At 69.2% G+C, this 24,613-nt stretch carries 12 protein-coding genes, 1 tRNA gene and 3 pseudogenes (1 of these 16 running past the window's edge); 15 read left to right on the forward strand and 1 reads right to left on the reverse strand.

What is annotated here, in order from left to right; all coding sequences use genetic code 11:
* A protein-coding gene (locus tag HUW62_RS05535) for an IPT/TIG domain-containing protein (RefSeq protein WP_176433793.1) crosses the window boundary here: on the forward strand, nucleotides 1-10,879 show its end. The gene continues 21,221 nt to the left of window position 1, outside the view; 10,879 of the gene's 32,100 nt are visible here — the last part of the coding sequence; the start codon falls outside the window, past its left edge; it ends in the stop codon at nucleotides 10,877-10,879.
* Nucleotides 10,880-11,182: 303 nt separating this feature from the next.
* Here the strand turns inward: HUW62_RS05535 and HUW62_RS05540 are convergent, their stop codons facing one another.
* Nucleotides 11,183-12,259 carry a hypothetical protein gene (locus HUW62_RS05540; protein ID WP_176433794.1) on the reverse strand — a complete coding sequence of 359 codons (1,077 nt, stop codon included), beginning with the start codon at nucleotides 12,257-12,259 and terminating at the stop codon, nucleotides 11,183-11,185.
* 205 nt (nucleotides 12,260-12,464) lie between these two features.
* Between HUW62_RS05540 and HUW62_RS05545 the strand changes: the two genes are divergently transcribed.
* The 14 genes and pseudogenes from HUW62_RS05545 to HUW62_RS05605 form a co-directional block, all read left to right on the forward strand.
* Nucleotides 12,465-13,580 (forward strand): hypothetical protein, encoded by a 1,116-nt coding sequence (locus tag HUW62_RS05545; RefSeq protein WP_176433795.1) that lies wholly within the window; start codon nucleotides 12,465-12,467, stop codon nucleotides 13,578-13,580.
* Nucleotides 13,581-13,635: 55 nt separating this feature from the next.
* A complete protein-coding gene (locus HUW62_RS05550; RefSeq protein ID WP_176433796.1) occupies nucleotides 13,636-13,941 on the forward strand; it encodes a hypothetical protein in 306 nt (101 codons plus the stop codon).
* A 344-nt stretch (nucleotides 13,942-14,285) separates the two neighbouring features.
* Nucleotides 14,286-14,359, forward strand: a tRNA-Arg gene (locus HUW62_RS05555).
* Nucleotides 14,360-15,273: 914 nt separating this feature from the next.
* Nucleotides 15,274-16,344 (forward strand): annotated as a pseudogene (locus HUW62_RS05560) (RCC1 domain-containing protein); the annotation flags it as partial.
* Nucleotides 16,230-16,496 (forward strand): annotated as a pseudogene (locus tag HUW62_RS49870) (hypothetical protein); the annotation flags it as partial. The pseudogenes HUW62_RS05560 and HUW62_RS49870, both read left to right, overlap by 115 nt.
* Before the next feature lie 24 nt (nucleotides 16,497-16,520).
* Nucleotides 16,521-16,772 carry a hypothetical protein gene (locus tag HUW62_RS05565; protein ID WP_163866954.1) on the forward strand — a complete coding sequence of 84 codons (252 nt, stop codon included), beginning with the start codon at nucleotides 16,521-16,523 and terminating at the stop codon, nucleotides 16,770-16,772.
* A 179-nt stretch (nucleotides 16,773-16,951) separates the two neighbouring features.
* Nucleotides 16,952-17,494: a TetR/AcrR family transcriptional regulator gene (locus tag HUW62_RS05570; RefSeq protein WP_176433798.1), complete on the forward strand. Its 543-nt coding sequence runs from the start codon at nucleotides 16,952-16,954 to the stop codon at nucleotides 17,492-17,494.
* 12 nt (nucleotides 17,495-17,506) lie between these two features.
* A complete protein-coding gene (locus HUW62_RS05575; protein WP_176433799.1) occupies nucleotides 17,507-18,742 on the forward strand; it encodes an MFS transporter in 1,236 nt (411 codons plus the stop codon).
* Between the two features lie 111 nt (nucleotides 18,743-18,853).
* On the forward strand, nucleotides 18,854-20,371 hold the full coding sequence (locus HUW62_RS05580) for a kelch repeat-containing protein (RefSeq protein WP_176433800.1): 1,518 nt from the start codon (nucleotides 18,854-18,856) through the stop codon (nucleotides 20,369-20,371).
* Nucleotides 20,372-20,471: 100 nt separating this feature from the next.
* On the forward strand, nucleotides 20,472-21,743 hold the full coding sequence (locus tag HUW62_RS05585) for a CCA tRNA nucleotidyltransferase (RefSeq protein ID WP_176433803.1): 1,272 nt from the start codon (nucleotides 20,472-20,474) through the stop codon (nucleotides 21,741-21,743).
* Between the two features lie 141 nt (nucleotides 21,744-21,884).
* Nucleotides 21,885-22,931 carry a tRNA 2-thiouridine(34) synthase MnmA gene (mnmA, locus tag HUW62_RS05590; RefSeq protein ID WP_163866958.1) on the forward strand — a complete coding sequence of 349 codons (1,047 nt, stop codon included), beginning with the start codon at nucleotides 21,885-21,887 and terminating at the stop codon, nucleotides 22,929-22,931.
* Between the two features lie 31 nt (nucleotides 22,932-22,962).
* Nucleotides 22,963-23,736: a hypothetical protein gene (locus HUW62_RS05595; protein ID WP_176433801.1), complete on the forward strand. Its 774-nt coding sequence runs from the start codon at nucleotides 22,963-22,965 to the stop codon at nucleotides 23,734-23,736.
* Nucleotides 23,737-23,812: 76 nt separating this feature from the next.
* A complete protein-coding gene (locus HUW62_RS05600) occupies nucleotides 23,813-24,181 on the forward strand; it encodes an integration host factor subunit beta (protein WP_163866960.1) in 369 nt (122 codons plus the stop codon).
* 138 nt (nucleotides 24,182-24,319) lie between these two features.
* A pseudogene (locus tag HUW62_RS05605) lies at nucleotides 24,320-24,613 on the forward strand (SPOR domain-containing protein); the annotation flags it as partial.

Genomic DNA, 24,613 nt, shown 5'->3' on the forward strand with positions numbered 1-24,613 from the left:
GGCGCTCTCGGGGCCGTGGCTGATTGCCGCGGGCACGGGACGTGCGTCGTGGATCGACACCACACCGTCGACGACCTTCGTCGAGCGGACCTTCTTCACGCACACCGCCAGCTACCAGCCCCGTCCGCTGGTGGGGGATGGCTTCGTGCTGGTGACGACGCTGTCGGGTCGCACGCAGCTCTTCGACACGCTGCCGTACCCGACGGTGCGCCACCTGTCGCCCCGGCCCGGAGGCGCGCTGCCGCTGAACGCGCCCGTGTCGGTGTCCGTCGCGAGTGAGCTGGCCCTGTCGGTGGTGACCGGGTCGTCCATCCTCCTGCTGGAGGGGAACACGGTGTTGCCCGTGACGGTGACACGGTCGGGATCCACGCTGCGGTCGCAGCCCACCAGCGCGCTCGTGCCCGGTCGGGACTACTCCGCGCGCATCACCCTGGGGCCTACGTCCTACAAGGGCGGCACCGTGCTCGGGGACTGGACGTACTCGTTCCGTGGCGGCGCGGAGGCTTCCGGTGTCTCCGTCTCCGAGGTTTCCCCGGACCATGGCCCCCTGACGGGTGGCACCGTCGTGACGATCGACGGTTCTGGCTTCACCCCGGATTCGCGGGTGTTCTTCGGCTTGAAGCCGGCCGCGGATGACCCGACGCACGAGGCCCTGGCCACCCAGTTGCGGGTGCTCGCTCCGGCGACGCAGCACGCGGGGCCGGTGCTGGTGCGCGTGGTCAGCGGGAACGACGTGGCGGAGGTGCCCGGTGGCTTCGTCTACAACACGCCGCTCTCCGTCTCCGAGGTCGCTCCGAACCGCGTCGACCACGCGGGGCAGTGGGTGCGCCTGACGGGCACGGGCTTCACGCGGGGCTTGGAGGTCCGCTTCACGCAGAGCGGTCCTCCCGCGCAGCTCGCGAACTTCGCGACGAACCGCGTGGATGTCCGCATCCCCGCGGGAGGGACGGGCTGGGTGCCGCTCCACCTCTCCCAGCCGGGCGCGAGCCTGGTGCTGGAGCAGTCGCTCCACCGGGGAGACCTGAAGGCGCCGACCCAGACGCCCGAGTACCTGCCCACCGGCTTCGTGCCGCTCGCGCAGAAGATCTTCAGCGCGACGTTCGACGAGCCCGTGCGGCTGGGCGTGGCTCCCGAGGCGCTCACCACGGCAGTGATGACGAACGTCACGACCGGCACGGCGCTGGCGGGCACCTTGAGCGTGTCTGGATCGACGGTGACCTTCACGAGACCGGCGGGGGCGGCCAACCTCGAGTCCACCAAGGGCTACATGCTGACCTTGACGAACGTCTACGATGTCGTGGGCAACGTGCAGCCCGCGCCACGGTCGAAGACGTTCTACGCCGTGGACGTCCTCGACCCCACGGTGGCGCTGGCCTTCGACGGACGCACGACGGCGGTGCACAACTCCACGCTGGGCGTGGGCACGGAGTACACCTTCGTGGTGTCCGGCACGGACACGGGCCCGGGGCCGTTGAACCTGGAGCTCTCCGTGGATGGCCAGGCGCTGGCGAGGGTGTCGCCGTACGAGCCGAAGTACCGCCACACCTGGCGGAGCATCCCGGCCGGAGGCACGTCCACGCTGGTGGCTCGCGCGGTGGATGGCAGTGGCAACGACGCCACGGTGACGGCCATCGTGAACCTGACCAACGACAGGTTGCCCACCGTGAGCTTCACGGAGCCCGCGCTCGCGGCGGTGCAGCGCAAGGAAGGCGAGACGCTCGCCCTCCGAGTCTCCGCGGAAGACCCCGAGCAGCTCAGCTCCATCGAGCTGAGCATGGACGGACAGCCGCTGCGCCGTGTCACCGGCCTGGCGGGGACGACGAGCGTGCTGGAAGAGACGCTCCCGCTCGTGCTGACGGGAGAAGTGAGCGAGGTCCACGAGCTGGTCGCCGTGGCGACGGACTCGCGTGGACAGACCTCCGCACCCGCGCTGCTGCAGGTGATGGTGGAGCGTGACGTGCAGGACCCGACGGTGGCCTGGCTGCTGCCGACCCCGGGCGCCAAGATTCCCTCGGGCGCGAGCCTGGAGCTGCGCGCGAGCGTGGCCGATGACAACCGCGTCACGCGCACCACGATCCACCAGTTGGTGGGGACGACCGCGCCAAAGGAGATCGCCACGTTCGCGGGAGTCCCCGGACCGGTGCGCTGGGTGGCGCCGTCCGTCTCCGAGGACACGCAGGTGAAGCTGCGGCTGTACGCCGTGGATGCGCGAGGCAACGACGCGGAGTCGACGGTGGCGCTCACCGTGCTGGGCGCCGCGTCGAGCGCGACGAAGCCGGTGGTGAGTCTGCGCTCGCCGGGCGTGGGCAGCACCTTGCGGGAAGGCAACGAGGTCGAAGTGGTGGTGGACGTGAGCGCGCCGGCGGGTGTCGCGTCCGTCCGGCTGGAGCTGGACCTGCAGTCCGTGACGCTGACGCACGAGCCCTGGAGCCATCGCTTCCGGGTGCCCGTGCTGGTCAACGACAAGCCGTATCGCGTGGCGGTGCGCGCGGTGGCGACGGACGTGGATGGAATCCAGAGCGAGCCTCTGGTCCAGGGCTTCCTGGTGCAGAATGACTCGCAGCCCGCACCGGTCATCCAGGTCGCGACGCGGCCGGTGGGGCCGATGTGGCTGGGGGGCTCGCAGCTCCAGGTGGAGGCCGAGGCCGGGGCGATGACGCCCGTGCCTTCGCTCACGGTGGAGGGCGTTGCGTTCTCCGGGACGGAGGGGCGCTACAAGCTGCCTCGCGGTCCGGAAGGCGCGCCGGTGGTGGCCCGGGTGGAGGCCCTGGAGACGGGCTCGCAGCGGTTGGCGAGCGTGAAGACGGGTGCGCTGGCGGTGTTCGCGCGGGAGGAGGAGCGCGTGAATCCAGAGCCCTCGTTGCCGGTGGTGGCCGTGGCCGCGAGGAGCGACGCGTGGGCGGTGCTGCGCGAGGACTCCGTGGGAGAGGCCGTGGTGGAGCTGCGAGATCGCTCCACGCTCGCCGTCATCGGCACGCGCCGGGTGAAGGGGCGCGGGGTGGGGCTGGCCTTCGTGGAGGACCGGCTCGCGGTGGCGGTGCGTCGCGGAGGCGCAGGCGTGGTCGAGCTGCTGTCGTTGCCGGACCTGACGGTGACGACGGTCAACGTGCGGCGCGTGCCCACGGCGATGGCGGCGGTGCGCGGTGCGCTGCTGATGGTGGGAACGGATGAGGGTGTCGAGGTGTATACGGCCTCGGGTCAGCTCGCGGGACGTCTGCCCGGCGAGCCCGTGAAGGGAATCTCCGTGAGCGGGACGCGCACGCTGGTGTTGGGCGAGTCGAGCCTGACGTCGGTGGACGTGTCCGCGCCGCATGCACCCAAGGTGAAGGCATCGGCGCCCATGGCGGACGCGGACCTGGTCGTGGCGGCGGGGGAGGACAGGGCCTGCGTGCTGGGCGGAACCTCCCTGCGTTGCTTCGAGGAGACGGGGGGCGACCTGACGCGGATTGGAACGCCGGAGGGTGCCGTGCTGGATGCCCCGGCACAGTCCGCCTCCGTGTTCGGGCCGTGGCTCGTCGTGGGAAGCGCCCAGGGACTTCGGGTGCATGACGTCCGCTCGGAGCTCGTGTCGGGCGGTGCCTATCCCGTGGCAGTGGGGCGCTACCCCACCCTGACGGGAGCGGCGGTCATCACGGCCGGAGATATCCTGACCGCGGACGCGCGAAGCGTGGCGCGGCTGCCGCTGGGCCGTGGACCTGGCGAGCCTGTCGTGTCGCTGGTCGCGCCCGGGACGGGTGTGGCGGGAAGCCGGCTCGCGCTGACCACTGGGGTGAGCGACGAGGTGGACCCGTTCAATGGCTACGTGTCCGAGCTGAAGGTGAACGGCCGGACGGTGGAGGTGCTCGACGGCCGCTTGCCGGACGCGGTGGACCTGCCGCTGACGGGGACGAGCGCGCACCTGGAGCTGTGGGTGCACGACCAGGCTGGCAACTCCGAGAAGGCGGAGGATGTGGTGTCCCTGGTGGCCGCGACGTCCGGCCCGGAGTTCGTGAGCCTGGAGGCGCCCGCGCAGGTGCTGGAAGGCGCGCGCATGACCGTGGTCCCCCGGTTCGTGGATCCGGCGCGGGTGACGTCTGTGACGGTGTCGCTGATGGACGGCGCGGCGGTGCTCCGGAGCGTCACCGTGACGTCGCCGGCCCTGTCGGCGGTGCTGTCGGTTCCCCTGGTGGGCACCGGAACGGGACATGGCGTCACGTTGGTGGCGACCGCGACGGACGGTAGCGAGACGGCAATCTCCACGCCCAGGTCCGTGCTCGTCTTCACGAATGATAAGCCGGCTGGCACGCCGTTCACGATTACGCCCGCTGTCGCCCAGGCCTCGGAAGGTCAGCCGGTGTCGATGACGGTGGCGTTCCAGGGCGACGTGCCCGAGCGCTACACGGTGAGCTTCGCCGTGGGGCCGAGCCAGGGGACGGTGGCGGAGCAGTTGCTCCTCGCCTCGCCGGCCACGGTGGCCACTCCGAGGATGCCGTTGCTGGCGGCGGGCGCGGGCAGCATCCAAGCGTGGGTGACGGCGCGACTGGTCGACGGCGACGGTCGCGAGTCCGTGGCGCACACCCAGGTGCTGGTGGTTCCGGACGAGACGCTCCCGTCGATTGCCGCGCTGGACGTGACTCCCGCGGGCACGGTGGTGGCGGCGGGTTCGATGGTGACCGCGAAGTTGACGGCGACGGACGGCTCGCTGCCGGTGGTGGAGCAGGGGCTGCGTGTGAAGCTGGGTGACGCACTGGTGGCCACGGGAGGACCGCTGCTCAGCTACACGGTGCCGGTGGGCACGCCGGTGGGCACGGTGCTCCGCGTGGAGGGCTGGGCGAAGGACCTCCAGGGCAACGTCAGCGACGGTGGCTCCGCGGACTTCAGGGTGCGCGAGGTGGTGGCGCCCACGATGTCCGACGGCTCGGTCGTCGTCGCCGGGGACTTCGCGGGAGCGGTGGATGTCGCGCTGCTCGGTGAGCTGGTCTTCGCGGCGACTCCGAAGGGCGTCGCCGTGGGCCGGATGGTGCGTGACGCGACGACGGTGACTGTGTCGCCGTTGGGGATGGTGCGGCTCGAGGGCACTCCGCTGTCGCTGGCCGTCCAGGGACGTCATGTCCTGGTGGCGATGGTGGAGGGCGGCTTGAAGGTCGTGGATGTCTCGCGACCGGAGCAGCCGCGCCTCGTGGGAGCGACGCAGACCACGTCGGTCATGTCGCTCAAGGCGGCGAGCCGGGCCTTCGTGGCGGAACAGGGCCAGCCATGGATCGATGAAGTCATCCTGACCCAGCGCGCGGCGCCCCGGTTGGACTCCTACGCGAGCCGCTCGGTCCCGTATGTGACGACGCCGCTGCTGGCGGTGACGGGTGAGCGGATGTTCTACGCGTCGCTCAAGCGCCTCTACGCGCGCCCGGTGGCGGTGCCTACCTCACAGACCTTCACGGACCTCCTGGACAACGTCCGGTTGGTTGACGTGGATGGCGCGACGCTGGTGGCGGGAATGACGCGAGGTGTGCAGGTGGTGGCGGTGGGCACGTCGAGCCTGGTGGCACAGGGCGAGGCGGTGCTAGGAACCGGGACGCGGGCGCTGGCCGTCAGTCGCGGCCGGGCCTACGTCGCGGGCGACGATGGGGTGCTGCGCACCGTGGACGTGCGTGAACCGTACGCGCCGCGAGTGCTCGCGCAGGAGTCATTGTCGGCGCGGGCGTTGCGCGTGTCGGGTGGCGTGCTGCTGGCGGCGACCGAGTCGGGGCTGGTGCTGAAGGTGCTGTCGGAAGGAACGTCCGATGGGACGACTCCCCCGGTCATGGGCACCTGGCCCACGACGGATGCGGTGGTGGGCCTGTCTCCGGCGCGACGCGGCGTCGTCGTGGCGGCGGGGCTGGGTGGGGCGTCGCTGGTGGACCTCGCGATTCCGTCGCGGCCCGCGCAGTCGCAGTCGGTCTCCGCGCTGAAGGCCGTGCGTCAGATCGAGCGTGTGGGCGGGGACACCTTCCTGCTCAATGGAACGGCGATGTCCGTGTTGACGGATGCGAACACCTCGGGGGCCTTCGTCGTGGACAGCACGCGTGGCTCCAGGCTGTCCTCTGGCGTCGGGAGCGTGGAGCGGTTCCATGCGACGTCCGGACGGCTGTGGACGGTGAGCGCGGGGGTCGTAGCGACGGCCAGCCTGCCGGACGTGCTGTCCGTCAAGAAGTTGGACCTGCAGGGGCCGACGCTCGACATCGCGGGAGATGAGCGCCGGGCCGTCATCGCGCGAGGCCCCGCGGGCTTCACGTGGATGGAGCTGGACCGCGCCGGTGACATCCTGCGGCGGGACAGCATCGCGAGCGAGCCGACGAACGCCGTGGCGCTGGGCGGGGAGCTGTTGCTCGCGGGCAATGACGCCGGCTTCCGGATCTACGCGCTGGACAGCGTGGGGAACCTGGTGGCGCGGAGCACGGTGTCGACGCCGGGGCCCGTGCGGCGCATCCGGTTGGCGGGGCATCTGGCGCTGGTCACCACGGAGCAGGGCGTGCAGCTCTGGGATGTCGCGACCACCACTCCGGCGCTGAAGGCCACGTTGGCCGCTCCGGACGCGAGGGATGCGGTGCTGGCGGGAGACCACGTTGTCGTCGCGCAAGGCTTCACGGGCGTGACGGTGTTCACGGCACCTCCGTCGCTCGCGGCTCCGACCGCGACGCTGCAGCTCTCCGCGGCGCCGCTCGTGGTGGCGCCGGGCACGCTGGTGCCGTTCGACGCGCGAGTGTCGGGGGCCCGCGTGGACGATGCGCTGCTGCTGGTGGATGGGGTGCCCTTCGCGCACCTCGAGCCAGGCGCCGCCTCCGGACAGTGGTGGGTGCCGGAGACCGCGCTGCCGGGCTCGGAGCTGCGGCTCCAGGTTCGCGCCCGAGCGGTCCAGGGCGTGGAGGGCCTGTCCGAAGAGCGAATCATCCGCGTGGCGGCTCCGCCTGCTCAGGGAGAACCGTGGGTGTCAGTGTACGCGCCGGACTGGTACGCCCGGCTCGCCGTGGGACAGGCCATTCCGGTCACCGCGCAGGTGTCGGGCGGCACTCCGCCCTACACGGTGACCGCGAGCCTGGAGGACGTGTTCCTGGGGGTGCTGACGCCGAAGGTGGGCACGGACGGGTATTATTCCGGCTCGGTCCGGCTCCCCACCCATCTGGTGGACGACCGGAAACTCTACGTCGACGTGGTCGACGCGTTGGGCCAGCCGGCGCGCGGGTCGGTGACAATCCATGTGCTTGGCTCGGCGAGTCCTCCCTCGGATTTGCAGGGAATGCCCCGTCGCTTGTTCGCGAGCCCGGCGAAGAACGTGCTTCAGCTGTCGGCGATGGATGACGGGCCGTCGACCCTCCGGCTGTATGTCGATGGCGAAGTCGTCGCGAGCAACTTCTCCTCGGATGAGGGGGCGCGCAATACGCTCGACTTCACGTTGGACCTCTCCGGGAAGCAGACGGGTGACGTGGTGACGCTGCGGGTCGTCGTCGAAGACACCCTGGGGCAGCGGCTCGATTCGGGAGTGCGGAGCTACGTCCTGCTGGCGCCCGTCGCCATCCCGACCATCGATCACTTCTCGGCGGAATACGCTCGCGTCGAGGGGACCGAAGCCAACGTCCAGGTCAACGCGACGGACGTCGATGGGGATCTGGACACGGTGAGTGCCTGGGTCATCTACGGCGCGACGTATGTGAGCCCCACGCAAATCGAGGGAGGAGGGACCCCGGAGTTCATCGGCGGCGGCCTGGACGGCGCGCTGGAGACCTCCTTCTTCCTGCCGCTCCTGACGGACCCACGCCTGGAGGGAAAGAACACCGTGGTGGTGATGGCGCTCGCCATCGACCAGATGGGGCACGAGGCGCGGCTCTATACGGAGGTGAGGATCGACGAGAACGCGGACCCTTGGTTCTCCTTCGGGACAGTCTCGTGGCCGACGAACCTGCCGTTGGCCGCCGGGCATTCGATCGGCTACCAGATCTCCGCAGAGGATGACTTGGGCATGTCGACGTTGTCGGTGGTCGCGACGCTCCCGAATGGAGACGTCGTTCCCGCCTCCAGAGACTGCCCGGAGTTGGGGATCTGCAGTATCACGCTGGCTCCTCTCACGCTCACGGAGGGCACGCTCAGGCTATCCGCTGTTGGCACCGACATTCGTGGCAGGAGCGTCACTCAGACTCATGAGGAGCCGGTCGTGGCGAACCGCGCGCCCTGGTTCTCGCTCTCCGCGCGCAACAGCTATGCGGTCGTGGGGATCCCCACCACGGTGGTTGCGACCTTCTTCGACGAGCGCCAGCTCCAGTCGCTGAAGGTGTTCGCTGGGAGCTCGCTCCTGCTGAGCGAGGGGCCCGTGTCGGTGAGCGTGTACCTCGGCTACCAAAAAGCAGCTTCGTTCACGCCCGCAGCGGAGGAGCCGGCGGTGTTCACTGCGTCCGCGGTCGACATGCTCAACGCGTCGGCCACCTCGGCGCCACTGACGCTGCCCGTGCATGCGGCGAACGCGGGCGCTGCCTGTACGGCCGCGGTCCCCATTCCTCAGGGCGTCAACTTCCGACCGGTGCTCCGTTCGCAAGCAACACCTGTCGAACGGCCGTGTGGCGTGGCGAACCCAAGTTGGGAAGGCTCATGGCATTCCCTGCCGTTCGACGGCCCGGTGGAAAGTCTCACGCTGACCTCGACGGGGAGCTGGAACTTGCCGTTCTTCATCTTCGTCCAGGACATGGCTGGACCCGACGGATGCACGCCGATCGAAGGCCAGGCGATGTGCCAGCCGGGTTCGGTCCAGAGCATGACGACCGGGCCGATGTCGAAGAACGCGAAGGTGTACATCCCGTCCCTGGGTGGCACCCAGGGAATCCTGCTGGAGCGGGCGCGCCTGGGAATTGGCGCGAAGTGCACGCCCGGCGACTCGAACTTCGTCTGCGGTCACGGCGTGTGCAGCGAAGAGGAAGGCGAGCAGTCGCTGGATGGCTCACCGGTGTTCCGTTGCCAGGGGAACCAGTGTGGTGACGGGAAGAACAACGACGATGGGGATATCGTCCATGACTACCCGAGCGATCCGGGCTGCGAGTCTCCCGAGGACGACGACGAGATGGACCCCTCCTCCGAGCCCACGTGCTCGGACGACCAGGACAATGACGGAGATGGGCTCGTGGACTGGCCCGAGGACCCGGGCTGTGGCAGTGCCGCGGGAGTCTCTGAGGACGGAGATGGCGAGAGCTGCACGGCACCCATCGACCTGACACAGGAAGCCAGTGTCGGCCTGGACCAGACGGCCGTACTCCCGCTCGACTTCGGTGGGGCGGCGGATGACCATCGTCTGACCTGCTCGACAGCGCACCACGTGGACCGGGTGGTCGGCATCCGCATGCCGGGGCCCGGACTGATCATCGTAGGGGCGGAGACGCAGCTCAGCGGCCTGTCCCTGAGAAACTCGTGCGCCGACGATGACCGGGCCATCACGTGTGGCGTGAAGCCTGCGGAGTCGTCGGAGGTCTTCACGAGCGCGCGCGTGGACGAGGCCGCGGTCGTCTACGCCATCGCGGAAGGGACAGGGACGGCCCATCTCCATGTGCATGGCCTCCTCGATGACGACGCGGCGTGTGATCCGTTACAGCCCTGGTTCCAGTGCTCTGAGCTCCAGCTCTGTCGTCCCAAAGACCTGGCCGGCGGAGGGGTGTCCACCACCGAGTTCCAATGCCGCGACGCTCGCTGCGGTGACGGGATGGATTCGGACGCCGATGGGAAGAATGGCTTCCCCACCGACCCCGGGTGTTCCGATCCACTGGACGACTTCGAGGAGGACCCCATCCCGGCGCCTGCTTGCGGCGACCAGATGGACAGCGAGCCCGTGGGCCAGAGGGATGGACTGATCGACTTCTCCACGGCCTCGTCGGGCGACCCGTCCTGTCTGAGCGCCGCGGATGACGACGAGGTTGTTTGCGGAGAGCTGCTCTCGACGCAGGGGCTGCCGCTGGGGCCGGTGGTCATCCAGGGAACGACGCGTGTCACGGATATCGCCGCGTCGGCGGGGTGTACGAATGACGACCGGTATACCCAGGCGCGGGCGTATGACTTCGTGGCGCCCATCTCGGGGACGTATCGGTTCCGGGTGGACAGTGCCGTCAATGACGCCCGCCCGTTCCTGTCGCTGCGCGAGGAGTCATGCAGAGGCGAAGTCCTCACCTCGTGCAGGTCCCGGAACGACCCGGGAGGCGCGATGGGCGTCGCGACCCTCGCGGCCAACGAGCGAGTGGTGGTCGTCGTCGAGGCCTGGGCCACGGTCGACTTCACGCTGACGGTGGAGCTGCCGTTCGCGTGCGGCAACGGGCGGGATGACGACGGGGACGGGCGTGTCGACTACCCCGACGAGCCGGGGTGTGACTCGCGCCAGGGGGAGTCCGAGGAGGACCCGCCGGTGTTGCCCGTGTGCTCCGATGGCGCTGACAACGACGGGGATGGGCTTGAGGACTATCCGTTGGACCCGGACTGCCAATCCGCCTCGGGGACGACGGAGCGCGCCAACTGCCAGGGCGTCGAGGGTGTCGACCTGACGGATCCGCTCCCCATCTGGACCGCGACGAACACGTCTGGCCCCAGCCGCATCCGTCACGAGGTCGATACCTGTGACTACCCGTCGGACGCACCCGAGAAGGTGTTCTTCTGGGTGGCGCCCGCCACGGGGACGTATGTGATTGATACGGAAGGCTCCAGCATCGGTACGGTGGTCGCGGTGTACCCGCGCTCGTGTGAGCCCGTGGCGGTCCTGGCCTGCGACGGCAGGAGCCGGTACGACGGGACGACGGAAGTCCGTGTCCCGTTGACGGCCCAGCAGGCCATCACCATCGTCGTGGATGGTTACAGCGACACGGATGTCGGCAGCATCCGCCTCAGCATCCGTCCAGAGTAGGCGGAGTGCATGGCCCCGCTCCAGTCACGGAGCGGGGCGCGGTGAACACGCGCGAGCAAGTGCCCTCTCAGGGGTCCACCGGCACGGGCTCAAGAACCCACCCAGTCCAAAGGCCAGGCTCACGAGTGCCAGCGCGACCCAGATGAGGACGAGGGGCAGGGTCGCGAAGCGTGACAGTGGAAGCGGCGTGAGCATCGTGGCTCTCTCCTCTTGCGAACGGTGCGTGTCCGGCGGGAGAGAAGGGTGGTGGGTATCACCCGGGCAGGTCCATCCCAGGAATGTGGGGTCTTTTGGGGCTGCCGGTCAGGGGACCCAGTCCACCATGGTGCCAATGGCGAAGGAGTCCGCCAGCGTCCCATTCGTTGCCCGGGCCTTCACCACACAGGTGGGGCTGGGCAGGGCCGGAGTGGTCCATGCGTACTGCACGGAGCACGTCGCGGGGGCGGGGCTGGTGGCGCAGGTATCGGTGCCGCGCACCACGGTGCCGCACGTCGACTCCAGGGTCGCGGTGCGCGTGCCGTGGCCGTTGCCGTAGTCCACGAAGAACTCCACCTGGAAGGTCCGGTTCGGGCCCACGAAGGGGAGCCGCGTCACCGCGTCCTGGCGGAGGAACTGGCGGGCGCTGAGGCCGGGGCCCTGGATGTGGATGGCGGTGACGAGCGGCCGGGCGATGTACTCGGCCTCCACGTCGACCTCGCCGGTCTGCGGAGTCGTCAGCGCCGCGACGTTCACGTTGATGCTCTGACTCACGGTCACGCCGCGCGCCGTGACGGTGACCTGGAGTCGGCAGGGGCCCGCATCACGGGTTCCCCACTGGGTGTAGAACGACGTGGGCTGGGTGAACACGCTCGTCGGGCAGTTGCTCGTCCATTGATAGGTCAGCGGGTCTCCATCGAGGTCGATGGCCGACACGCTCAAGCCGATGAGCTCATTGACGCGGGGCGTACCGGTGATGCTCGCCGAGCGGATGAAGGGCGCGATGTCGGGCTGTGGGACGGGAGGGGTGAGGTCCTGGAGGCGCATGAGGACCGTTACCCTCGCTCCTCCGATGACGTCCACCGAGGCGCTGCCGCTCGCGACGAGCATGGGGTTTCCCGCGCCATCATCGACGTAACCTTGCGCCGTCAGGCTCTGCGCTCCAACGGGCAATACGAGCGTGCCCACGAAGGTGTCCGTCGTCGCGGAGTACGACAGGGCTTGAGAGACATTGGCTGGCTGCACCCTGATGACCAGACTGTCGAGCTGCTGGGCAGTCAGGCCGCTGACAGACAATCGCATCTCACCAGCGGGGTCTGGCTGGGTCGGATCTTCGAGGCCGCCCGAACAGGCCATCCACAGCGAGGCCAGACTGCACATGACGACGTTCCATGACTTCGACATGGAGATCTCCTGGGCTTGGTTCGCGGGTGAAGAGAAAAGCCTGGCTGTGCCCGAAAACCCGGCACAGTGATGCCGGGACGACCCAGGATGGACCCCCTGGTGTGGGTCGTGCTGGACCAGGGCGATGGAACGAGCAGTCGGGCCTGGGCGTCTGCTGGGGGCTTGGGCGAAGCTCTTCGCCCACACCCTCCTTCCGGAGAATTGAATGGGACTCGCCGAACGCAAAGCCGCGAAGCAGTTCGAGGAAACGCTCTACCCGAAGCTGAAGAAGGACCTGGAGGCCGCGGCGCGCTTCGAGGTGCCCGTGGAGGTCGACTGGGCCAGCCTCACGGCGGAGGGGTATGCGGAGCTGTACGCGGAGGCGTGGCCCCAGGTCTATTTCACCCCGCTCATCGGCGCGTTGGAGGCCCTGGGGCAGGACGACCTGGGTCGTGAGTTCCTGCGAGGCGCGCTCAAGCGCATCGTCATCCGCAACACGTCGAGCAACTCCTCGGCCTCCAGCATCGCGACGTTCCAGGACGGGGTGCTCACGTTGGACCATGAGCCGGTCACCAACGTGGACCAGGTGGATGACCGGAAGGAGTCCATCCGGAAGACGCTCGAGGCCGCCCCGGAGCTGCCGAATCCGTACACGGGGGACTCGCTCCGTTCGTTCCTGGAGGCGGACGCCAAGGGCGTGGACGCCGTGCTCTACGCCCTGCTGCGCATCACCGCGCGGGAGCGGGCGGGGATTCCGCTGTTCCTGCCCCGCGCGACGCTGTCGCTGCGCAGTGGTCGGGCCATCACTGGAATCGTCCGGGAGATGCTGGAGGACCGTCGTGAGGGTCGCGCCATCCTCCTTCAGACCCCCCGGGAGGGCGGCTACTCGCAGGAGGATGTGTCCATCATCCCCGCAGGGACCATCGAGTCCGTCACCATCCATGATGTGGTGTGGTTCGGTGAGCTGAGGCGAGATTCCGTGCCCGTCCCGTCGCTGCTGGATCTTCGCCGCCAGCTCATCGCGCTGGAGGCCCGTCTGCGCGCCGTGACGGATGCTCCGTTGGAGGTGACGCTGGCTCCCGGGGTCAATCCCGCGAGCGCGGAGGAGCTGCGCGCGCTGGGCTTCCTCGCCGAGCGCGTCCGCGAGGTGGTGGCGTCGCTCGCCAAGGACGAGATTGGTCGCACCGCGCTGCGCGAGAAGGTGAAGCGCATCCAGTTGCGCACGGACGCCCAGGCCTCCGTCACCGTCGCGAATGGGACGCTGGAGCTGGCCTCGGGTCTTCGCCCGGTGACCTGGCAGACGCGTCAGGAGCTGGAACTGGCGCTCCAGAAGGCGCTGTAAGGCCCTCCGAAGCGCGAGGATGAGGCATGCTGGTGGCCATTTCCCTTGAGGGACCATGGCCACACTGTCTGCTGTGCTCGTGACGTCGATGGGGGTTCTGTTGGGGGCCGGGGCAGGAGTTGTCGATGGCGCCACGGCAGATGCGGCTCGAGTCGAAAGCCAGGAGGCGGTTCCGCTCTGCACGGCGGCCTATGTGATTGACTATTACAACAGTCAGACCTACGTCGACCGGGTCGGAGAGGATTTCTGTGATTGTGGCCTTCCCCTGATGCGCTGGGGGCGGGTCACTCCCCATGGTCTTGTGTTGTATTGGGAACCCTGCGAAACCGGGGTCGAGAACTCGGCATCCGTGGGGGAGTGATTGGATGTGGGGGCGAACCGCCCAGCCCGGCGTATGGCGGGAGGAGTCCGATGGTCCTGTTCCGCGCAATCGTGCGACTTCTCTCAGATGGACGGCGCCTGACCGCTCCCTGGCCCATGAGGTGGGCGAGGGGGCGGTCCCTCCGGTTCGGCTTCGTGTCCGTCGGACGGAGGCCCGTTATCCTCCAGGCGTCAGAGCGGTCTTGGACGGGCATGTCCCATCGGGGCTTCGCTCTCGTTGCGCGCGTCATGGCACCTGCTATAAACCGGCCCAGCGCGAAGGGCCCCGCCGATGGGGGCGCCCTTCATCTGAAATGATGAGTGGTTCCGCAGACTTGGTCGTACGACCTCGTAGCTCAGTTGGATAGAGCGGCGGTTTCCTAAACCGCAGGCCACAGGTTCGATTCCTGTCGGGGTCATCGCAGAACCCCCTGAAGTTACAGGGGAATTTGGCGGGCAGGCTGGGTGGGGTGCAGCAGGCGGCACGGGCGTGGCGCCCACATGGCGTATGCGTGGAGCCACACTTCGTCGCCCCGCGCGCTCCCCCTGCAGATGCCCCGTCCAGGCCGTCGATACCTGTCGAGTAGCGGGCATCGAGCCGTCCCGCGACGGTACATGCCGAGACGTCCACACGCCTCGGCATGCTGTACCGTTGGTCGTCACGGACGCTGAGACAGCAACCAAAGCGCGCCACGCCAGTCCATCACCCACAACAAATCTCACCCTGCCTCAGCAATGCGTAAGAGTCATGGGGGACTGTATGTGATTAATGGCACGGCAGGGTGGCGGCCAACCTCTATTCGGCACTACTCAACACTCACTGTTCGCGCAGTTCACTATTCATTCCTTGCGGCGAGGACCCGAGTGCTTCGATTCGCGCGGCGCGAGGCTGCCCTGGGCCCCTCGTCCCGTCGTCTTCACGGGCTGGCTGTCCATCACGCCTGCACTGGGCTGCGCGTCGCGTCCCAGGCGGTGATGTGCTCGTAGCAGTACACGTCCAGGAGCGCGACAGGGGCGTTGTTGGCGCTGTTGTTGTCAATCATGATTCGAAAGACAGCCTCACCCGCACTTGAGCCCCAGTAGGAGCCCCGCACACTGCCTGGGTGCCGTGGACGCGCCTTGGCGCTGCGGGGGAGGCAAATCCCGACGGTGTTCTGGATGATGAGGCAATGGGAACCCTGACGTTTGACAACGAATTCGAGGCGCTCTGGCGCAGCGCTGTTACCGTGGCAAGGTCGGTGGCCGCGCGCGAACGCCCGGGGCCCCGTCGATGTCTCGCCTCCAACGAGAATCGAGGCACGGGTATGGATACGACACGGACGCCTTTCCGGGCATGGGTCGTTTGTCTGGGATTGATCGCGAGCATCGCTTGTGGCGCTGCTCCAGAGCCAGGAAGCGCGCAGGGAGGGCAGGGCGCCTCCACGAAGGCGCTGGTCTCTCCTCACAACCGGATCGCCGCGAACGTGGCGCATTCGTTGGCCATCCGGCCGGATGGAACAGTCTGGGCCGCTGCACGGACGGGACGCTCGCGGCCTGGGGGCGGAACTCCGATGGCCAGTTGGGGGACGGAACCCAGGTGGACCGCGCTTCTCCCGTGACGGTGCCCTCGTTGTCGAACGTGGTGGCCCTCTCCGCGGGCCCGTCCCACACGCTGGCGGTGCGCTCGGATGGGTTCGTCTGGGCCTGGGGCTCCAATTCGCAGGGGGCCCTGGGGTTGGGGACCTCGATGCCGTACCAGAGCTCCGTGCCGGTGAGGCTCTCCTGGCCGGACCAGGTCGTGTCCGTTTCGGCGGGCTCGCAGTTCTCTTTCTCTGTGCGCGCGGACGGGACGCTGTGGACCTGGGGTGACAACCAGTGGGGCCAACTGGGTGATGACAGCCGCCAGTATCGTCTGGCGCCGGTGGCCGTCCAAGGCTTGACGGGCGTCGTGGCCGCTGTCGCGGGGGGGCAGCACTCGCTCGCGGTGCGCTCGGATGGGACGCTGTGGGCCTGGGGCTCCGCCTTGAGCGCCGCCCGAGGCGACGGCACGGAGTCCAGGCGCGCGGCGCCCTCGCCCGTGCCGGGGCTGACGGATGTGACGAAGGTGGTCGCGGGAGACCTCCACGCGTTGGCGCTGCGCGCGGATGGCAGTGTCTGGGCCTGGGGCGCCAATCGGAACGGTCAGTTGGGGGACTTCAGCCGCTCCAACCGCGCGTCGCCCGTCCCCGTGCTGGGGCTGACGGACGTGCGGTCCATCGCCGCCGGGGCCTTTCACTCGGTGGCGGTCCTCTGGAATGGCTCGGTGCTGACGTGGGGCGCGAACACCGTGGGCCAGTTGGGGGACGCGACGTTGGTGGACCGCGACCTGCCCATCCTGGTCGGAGGGGTGGACAACGTGGTGGCGGTGGCAGCCGGCTCCGCCCACACGCTCGCTCTTCGTGGGTCTGGGGCGACAATGATTTCGGGCAGCTCGCGGATGGCACGCAGACCTCACGCGCGCTGGCCACGCAGTCACCTGGCTGGAGCGGTGGAGGCCAGCTGGCCGTCGGGAGCTACCATGGCGCGGCGGCTCGCTCCGACGGCTCGGTGTTCGCATGGGGCATGAACAGCTCCTCCGGTGTGCTGGGGTCACTTGCTCCGCCAGGCGCCATCTCCCCACTCCCCGTCACGGTGATGGAGCCCGGGGGGTTGGTCGTCTTCACCGCCGCCTCCGTGGCCGCCGGCGATGCATTCACCCTGGCGGTGCGCGTGAATGGCTCGGTCTGGGGGTGGGGCTCCAACTCCGACGGCCAGCTCGGCAGCGGACGCCCCGTGTTCCTCACAGTCCCCATGCGCTCGCAGCTCCTGCCGTAGGCCATGAAGCACCCGTCGCGCGGGCTGCGGGTTGCCTGCTCGACCGCTTCGTTCCTGGGGGTGGCGTTGGCTCCCGGGAACAAAGTCGTTCCGCATTCTGTCGATATGTACGAACGTACACATGAAGGACTTCTTCTCCATGTCGCTCTCGTACGAGCCCTCGACCCAGGCAGCCCCCCTTGGCGACCCGCCGGAATGACCCGGACCGACGCGACCGCATCATTGACGCCGCGCTCGCCGTCATCGCGGAGGGTGGGGTGGCCGGAACGTCACACCGCCGGGTCGCCGACCGTGCAGGGGTGCCGCTGGGGTCGATGACCTACCACTTCACCAGCATGGAGGAGCTCCTGCACGAGGCCTTCACCCGCTTCGCCGAGCGAATCAGCGAGCGCTTCGCGGCGCGACTCTCGGGCGTGACTCATCGCGGCCAGCTCGCCTCGGCCATCGTCGGCCTGGTGCACTCGGACCTCGTGGAGGGGCCCGATGACCTGGTGCTCACGCTGGAGCTCTACACCCTCGCCGCCCGGAAGCCCGCCTTCCGGCAGATCACCCACGACTGGATGCGCCGCAGCCGCGACGTGCTCGAACAACACGTCGACGCGAAGACCGCCCACAAACTCGATGCCTTGATTGAGGGGCTGTTCATCCACGTCAGCCTCGATGCCACACCGCATGGCCGCGACGTCACGCGCGACGCCGTGCTCCGATTCCTCCCATCCTAGAGCCGCCTCACCATGATCTCCCCCCTCCGGCCCCCGGTGCCCCGTGAGCACCGAGCCGCCCGTGCCGCCGTGGCGGTGTTGTTCCTCACCAACGGCGCCATCCTCGCCAACCTGTTGCCTCGTTATCCGCAAATCAAATCCGACCTGGGGCTCAGCAATGCCCAGTATGGACTCGCTGTCGCGTCCTTCCCGTTCGGCGCCCTGATGGCGGGACTGGCCGCTGGAGCGCTCATCCGCCGCTTCCGCTCGTCCCGGGTCGCCGTGGCCGGAACCGTGCTCACGGGACTGGGAATGCTGTTCGCGGGCATCGCACCTTCGTGGGCGGTGCTCGCGGGGACGCTCTTCCTCGCGGGCAGCATGGATGCCATCACCGACGTGGCGCAGAACTCCCATGGCCTGCGGGTGCAGCGGCTCCATGGTCGCTCCATCCTCAATTCCTTTCACGCCATCTGGAGCATCGGCGCCGTGCTGGGGGGACTCATGGGCGGGCTCGCCGCGGGACTCAACGTGCCACGCGGCCTCCATCTGGGCTTCTCCGCGCTCCTCTTCTCAGCCGTGTCGCTCACCGCCTTGCGCTTCCTGCTCCCCGGCCCCGAGCCCACTGCCTCCAACGACTCACCCGAGTCCGCGACTCAAGACGAAGGCGCCCAGACACGGCGTGGGTCGTCGGGTCGACTCCGTCTGGGATTGACGGTCGCCGCGCTGGTCATGATTGCCCTGGGCGGGGCGCTCGTCGAAGACGCAGGGATGACCTGGGCGGCTGTCTATCTTTCCGGAACGCTGGGCGCGGGTGTCACCGTGGCTTCGCTCGGATACGTGGCGCTCGTGGGCGCGCAGTTCGTAGGTCGCATGCTCGGCGACCGGCTCGTCGACAGGTTCGGGCAGCGCGCCGTGGCTCGGGCAGGAGGGGCGCTCACGGCGCTGGGCATGGGCGCGGCGCTGCTCTTCCCCTCGGTGCCCGCCACCATCTCTGGGTTCGCGCTCGCGGGCTTCGGCGTCTCGACGCTGGTCCCCGCCGCCATGCACGGCGCCGACGAGCTGCCCGGGTTGCGTCCGGGCACGGGCCTGACGCTCGTGAGCTGGTTGATGCGCCTGGGCTTCCTCCTGTCGCCGCCCATCGTCGGCCTCGTCGCCGACGCGGTGGGCCTGCGGGTGGGGTTGCTCGTGGTGCCGCTCGCGGGCGTGCTCGTGCTGGCCTTGTCCAGAGTGCTGTCGGCGAACCGCGTGTCGGACAGACGCACCGGCTGAGCCGTCACGCCCCGTGGCCTGAGGTGGGGTGCGGCGACACCCGGAGGCCCCTCGACGACCGGAGTTGCGGGCTGGGTTCGTATACAGCTCGGACCGTATTCCGGAGGCGTCTTGAGCCAGCTGGGTGGGATGAGAGGGGCCGCCGCGCTCCTGGGGCTGTTCATGGGAGTGGCGTGCAGCTCGCCCAAGGCCGAGGACCCCGCGCTGGCGTCCCAGGAGGCGCGGGTCCTGACGACCTCGCCCGCCTTCCTCCGGACGGGCTTCACGCAGACGGTCCTCTCGGACGGGCGAGTCCTCCTCGCAGGCGGCACCGCCCAGGGTGCCCCCAGTGATTTCCGGACCTGTGAGCTGTACACCCCAGGCGCCTCCACGGTCTGGAGCACCACGGGAAGTCTGGTGTCCGCTCGTCACGAGCATGCCGCCACGCGCCTGTCGGATGGTCGCGTCCTGGTCTCCGGCGGCATCACCCCTGGTGGGAATGGCAAGAGCGCCGAACTCTACGACCCGACCACGAGCCTCTGGACCGCCACGGGCGCGCTCCAGGTCGCCCGGGCCCGTCACACACAGACGCTCCTTCCCAACGGCAAGGTGCTGGTGGTGGGCGGCGACAACCCCGACTCCACCCAGGGGCTCGCGTCCGCGGAGCTCTTCGACCCGGCCACCGGAACGTGGACCCTGGCGGCCGCTCCCACCCACCCCTATTCGGGCCACACGGCCACGTTGCTCAATCAAGGGGACGTGCTCGTGCTCGGCAATCGCATCCAGCACGAGCGGTACAACCCCACGACCAACGCCTGGTCGTCCGTGGGGAACAGCAACAACGTGCTGGCCTCCGGCCACTCCGCGACGGTGCTGACGAAGACTGTCCCTGGACTGGTCCTGGTGGTGGGCCCGCGCTGGGTCAACGACGTGGCGGGACAGGTGGCCTCCCTCTATGACCCGGTGACGAACACCTGGTCCTCCTCGGGGAGTGTTCCCGTCGTGCGCACGGGCCACGCCGCCGTCGAGCTGAGCAATGGCACCGTGCTCGTGGTCGGCGGCATGAATCCAGCCACGGGCGCTCCGGTGACGTCCGCGGCGCGGTTCGACATCGGCACCAACGGGTGGACGACGATGCCAGCGCTCGTGCGGGCGCGCAGGGACTTCAAGGTGTCACTCGTCGGCAACGCGCCCGACCAGGTGCTCATCAACGGTGGATGGTCTCGCGACCTGTCCGGAGCGACCTGGACCCGTCAGCCCAGCGAGCTGTACTCGACGGGATGCGTTCCGCAGACGACGTGCCCGGCGATAGGAGGGCAGTGCGGCAATCCCTCGGATGGCTGTGGGGGGACGCTCGATTGCGGCACCTGTTCCACGGGATACATCTGCAACTCCCAGTTCATGTGCGAGTCCACCTGTCAGCCCAATCCGGCCACCTGTCTCGGCCTCTGTGGCTGTGTCTCCAACGGCTGCGGAGAGATCATGAACTGTGGCTCTTGTGCCGATGCCGGCGCCGCGTGTCCCTCGGGGCAGCAGCGTTGCTGTGACGGCAACTGTGGGACGAAGGCCGAGTGCCTGATCATGGCGTGCGCCTCGACTTCCTCGCAGGTGTACAATCCCGAGCCGCCTTGCAACGGAGAGTCAATGTAATGGACCGGGCACCGTGCCCCTCGCCGTGGCCCTGGATTCAGAGGCGGGCACGCAAGTACAACCCGGGGATGCGGGCACGTCGCTCGCCGCCCAGGGACTCATGCTCGCCAACCTCCACAACGCCGACATTCCCCAACCCGTGCTCGACGTCATCGCCCGGCTGCGCGAACTGGGCCATGCCGTGTACCTGGTGGGCGGCTGCGTCCGGGACATGGTGCGCAACGTCGCTCCGAAGGACTTCGACGTCGCCACCAGCGCGCTCCCGGAGGAGGTCCAGCGCGCGTTCCGCAAGGTCATCCCCACGGGCATCCAGCACGGCACCGTCACCGTCGTGCAGGGCGGCACCCACGTCGAGGTGACGACGTTCCGCTCGGAAGGGGACTACCTCGACGGCCGCCGCCCCAGCTCCGTCGCCTTCGAGCGCGACATCGTCAAGGACCTGTCCCGCCGCGACTTCACCATCAACGCGATGGCCTACAACCCGTTGGACCGCGACCTCGTGGACCCCTTCGGCGGCCAGACGGACCTCCAGGCCCAGCTCATCAAGTGCGTGGGCTCGGCCCTGGAGCGCTTCTCCGAGGACGGCTTGCGCCCCATGCGCGCGGTCCGCTTCGCCGCCGTGCTCGGCTTCACCCTGGACCCGGACACTCGCGACGCCATCCCCGCCACGCTCGGGGTGTTCCGCAAGGTCGCCCTGGAGCGCGTGCGCGAGGAGCTGACCAAGCTGCTGCTCTCCCCGCGCGCCGAGGGAGGGCTCGTGTTGCTCAAGGACACCGGGTTGATGGACGTGTTCCTCCCCGAAGTCGCCCAGGCCACCCCAGACGCCGCCCGCCTCGCGCGCGCCGCCGTGCAGGCCGCGCCAGCGGAAATCGAGCCGCGCATGGCCGCGCTGCTCGCGGACCTTGTCGACCGCACCCAGGCCCGGGAAATCGGCCTGCGACTCAAGTTCCCCAACAAGGTCGCGGACCTCGTCGCCCTGCTGGTGGAGACCGCGAAGCTGGAGGAGCGCGTCTCGGACACGGACGCCGCGCTGCGCCGGCTCCTGGCCCGCGTGGGGCCGCCCCAGCTTCCCCAACTCGTCGCCGTGGCGAGGGCCCGAGTCCAGGTCCGCGCTCCAGAGCGGGTGGCGGAGGTGGAACGCCTGTTCGCGCGGCTGGAGGCCCTGGCCGCCGCGAAGCCGCCCCTGGTGCCCAAGGACCTGGCGCTCACGGGGGGCGACATCATGGCCACCCTCGCCGTCGGCCCGTCGCCCATCGTCGGGGAGGCGACACGCTTCCTCATGGACTCGGTGCTCGACGAACCGGCCCTGAACACCGCCGAGGGCCTCAAGCAGCGGCTCCTGGCCTGGCGGGCGGCGCGCTCGGGGGCCTGAGCCCGACTGGTGGGCTGCCCTCCCACCGGGCTTCCACCGAGCTTCCGCCGAACTCTGGGGCGAGCTCTGGGGTCGGGTTTGGGGAGATCCCCGCGTCCTCCCGCGTGCGCCCGGAAGCCGGGGCGTGTAGGAAGGGGCACCATGCGAGTCGTCGTTGCGATGAGCGGCGGGGTGGATTCCTCGGCCGCTGCCGCCCTGCTCAAGGAGCAGGGCCATGAGGTCATTGGCATCACCCTGCGCGTCTGGTCCTACGAGGGCAAGGCGAAGTGCGGGAGCTGCTGCAGTCCGGACGACATCGATGACGCGCGCGCCGTCGCCCAGTCGTTGGGGATTCCGTTCTACGTCGCCAACGCGGAGGAGATCTTCCAGGACCGCGTCGTCAATCCCTTCGTCCAGTCCTACCTCGGCGGGCGCACGCCCATCCCCTGCGTGGCCTGCAACCGCGACGTGAAGTTCAACTTCCTCCTCAAGCGCGCCCGGGCGCTCGGGGCGCGGCTTGCGACAGGCCACTACGCGCGCGTGGAGGAGACGGACGGCCGCTACGTCCTGCGCCGCGCCGTCGACGCCGCGAAGGACCAGAGCTACTTCCTCTTCACGCTCGGCCAGGACGAGTTGCGCGACATCGTCTTCCCCGTCGGCGACATGACCAAGGCGGAGGTCCGCGCCGTCGCCGAGCGCCACGGCCTGGTCACCAGCCACAAGCCGGAGAGCATGGAGATCTGCTTCGTGCCGGACGGCGACTACGCGGGCTTCGTGGAGAAGGTCGCCGGCCCCCAGCCCTCGGGCGAGGTCGTCGACACGGAGGGGCACGTGCTCGGCACCCACCAGGGCATCCACCGCTACACGGTGGGGCAGCGCAAGGGGCTCAACCTGGGCGGCGGAGAGGTGCGCTACGTCCAGCGGCTGGAGCCGGAGACCCACCGCGTCGTCGTGGGCAGCGCCGAGCAGACGGGGCGGGATCGCTTCGGTCTGCTCCAGCCCCACTGGGTGGACGCGCCGCCGTCCCCGGAGACGCCGGTGGAGGTCCGCATCCGGCACCGCCACGCGGGGGCCTCGGGGCGTGTGGAGATCTCCCCCCATGGTCTCGTTTCGGTGAAGTTGGATGCCCCCGCGCGCGCCGTCACCCCAGGACAGGCCGCGGTGGTCTACGCTCGGGATCAGGTGCTGGGTGGTGGTTGGATCGTCTGAGCTCGAGTCGGCTTGAGGAAGGAAGCAGGACATGGCGCGGCGCCTCATGGGATGTCTGCTCGTCGTCGCTACGGCCAGCCTGCTTTCCGCCTGCAAGCAGCACTCGGACAAGCCCATCGCCGGGTTGCTCGCGGCGGGAGCCCCGGTGCTTCGCACGCAGGGCAAGGAGCAGCGCACCGTCGCCGTCGGCGCCCAGCTCACCGGGGACGTGGTGCTCACCGCCACCGGCCCCGCCGTGCTGGAGTACTTCGGCGGGGGCCTGAGGTTCATGGAGAAGGGTGACACGCTGGAGGTCGGCGACGCGGACGAGGCGAAGCTGCACGGCTCCAACCTCCCGTCCCACCGCTGGGTGGAGGGCGCCGTGCAGGAGGCGCCCCGCGCGCTGCGAATCGTGGCCGCCCGGTACACCAACGTGCAGATGACGCCCAAGAGCGCGCACGAGGACGCGTACTCGTCCACCCAGTACTTCGTCGCCTTCTTCACGCCCAACGGCCTGCAGCGGATGGGCTCCGACACCGAGCACGAGGGGCCGCACACGCCGCTGCCCGCACCGCCGTTCCGTCCCAAGGTCCCCTTCATCCATGCGGGTGACCTGGGGGAGGGGGAGCTGGTGGCGGTGGTGGATGATGGCTTCGTCGTGGCGGAGACAGATGACCTGGCCACCGCGGTGCTCCTGGAGGGCCGCGAGGTGCCCCTGGGGCGCACCGTCCGCCTGCTGGTGCCGGATGGCGCGGAGGTCATCCTCAAGAGCAAGGATGGCTCCGAGGTGGAAGTCGAAGGCCCCGTGGACCTGCGCCTGCGCTGAGGTGGGGGCTCTCCCCCGGTTTGTCCTCGCGGGTGCGCCTTCTGTAGAGTCCACCGTCCCTCGGCGGAGGTGTCCCATGACGAGGAGTGAGCTCATCGAGCGCATCGCGGCGCGTGCACCCCACGTCCCGCGGCGGGAGTTGGAGGCCATTGTCCATGCGGTCTTCGACTGCATGTCGGAGGCGCTCGTGGCTGGAAAGCGCATCGAGCTGCGAGGCTTCGGCGTCTTCTCCCTGCGCACGCGTCGCGCCCGGACGGGGCGCAACCCGAAGACGGGGCAGCGCGTCTCCGTGCCGGAGCGCCGCACGCTCAGCTTCGCCGCTGGCAAGGAGCTGCGCGCGCGGCTCAATGCCCCCGAGCCTCGACAGGAAGAAGCCGCGGGGGCCGTGCTTCCCTCGGTGGCGCTCGCCTCGGCGGTGCTGCCGGTGACGTCCGCGGCGCGGTGACGGCGCGTCCCTTGAGGCCGCCTTCCGTGAATTTGACCGGGTGGGGGGTGGGGCGTACCTTCCCCTCGACGCCGACGCTACAGGCCGCAACACGGACTCGTGTGGCCCGCTCTGTCCGCGCGCGAGGATCCCTGAGTCATGCGAGACGCCCACCGGATGAAGGAGAAGTTCGACGTCTCTCTCGACAACCGGCAGATCGTGAGCCTGTTGATCGCCGGCATCGTCGTGCTCGGCGCCGTCTTCGTGCTGGGTGTCGTGGTGGGCAAGAAGCTCGCCGGTGACGTGCAGACGGCCAGCGCGCCCGACCTGCTCTCCGCGCTGGATGCCAATGCCCAGGCGCTCCAGGAAGTGCGGCAGAAGGACTCCGCGCTCACCTTCCAGGACGAGCTGACGCGCAAGGCCAGCGCGGAGCCCGTCGCCGTGGCCCAGAAG

Source organism: Myxococcus sp. AM011, from assembly GCF_013372595.1.
GTDB lineage: Bacteria > Myxococcota > Myxococcia > Myxococcales > Myxococcaceae > Myxococcus > Myxococcus eversor.

Coding starts and splice junctions, on each gene's coding strand:
- mnmA (WP_163866958.1), top strand. CDS start 21,885: ATGCGAGTCGTCGTTGCGATGAGCGGCGGGGTGGATTCCTCGGCCGCT.
- HUW62_RS05545 (WP_176433795.1), top strand. CDS start 12,465: ATGGGACTCGCCGAACGCAAAGCCGCGAAGCAGTTCGAGGAAACGCTC.
- HUW62_RS05595 (WP_176433801.1), top strand. CDS start 22,963: ATGGCGCGGCGCCTCATGGGATGTCTGCTCGTCGTCGCTACGGCCAGC.
- HUW62_RS05575 (WP_176433799.1), top strand. CDS start 17,507: ATGATCTCCCCCCTCCGGCCCCCGGTGCCCCGTGAGCACCGAGCCGCC.
- HUW62_RS05585 (WP_176433803.1), top strand. CDS start 20,472: ATGCTCGCCAACCTCCACAACGCCGACATTCCCCAACCCGTGCTCGAC.
- HUW62_RS05550 (WP_176433796.1), top strand. CDS start 13,636: ATGGCCACACTGTCTGCTGTGCTCGTGACGTCGATGGGGGTTCTGTTG.
- HUW62_RS05565 (WP_163866954.1), top strand. CDS start 16,521: ATGAACAGCTCCTCCGGTGTGCTGGGGTCACTTGCTCCGCCAGGCGCC.
- HUW62_RS05540 (WP_176433794.1), bottom strand. CDS start 12,259: ATGTCGAAGTCATGGAACGTCGTCATGTGCAGTCTGGCCTCGCTGTGG.
- HUW62_RS05600 (WP_163866960.1), top strand. CDS start 23,813: ATGACGAGGAGTGAGCTCATCGAGCGCATCGCGGCGCGTGCACCCCAC.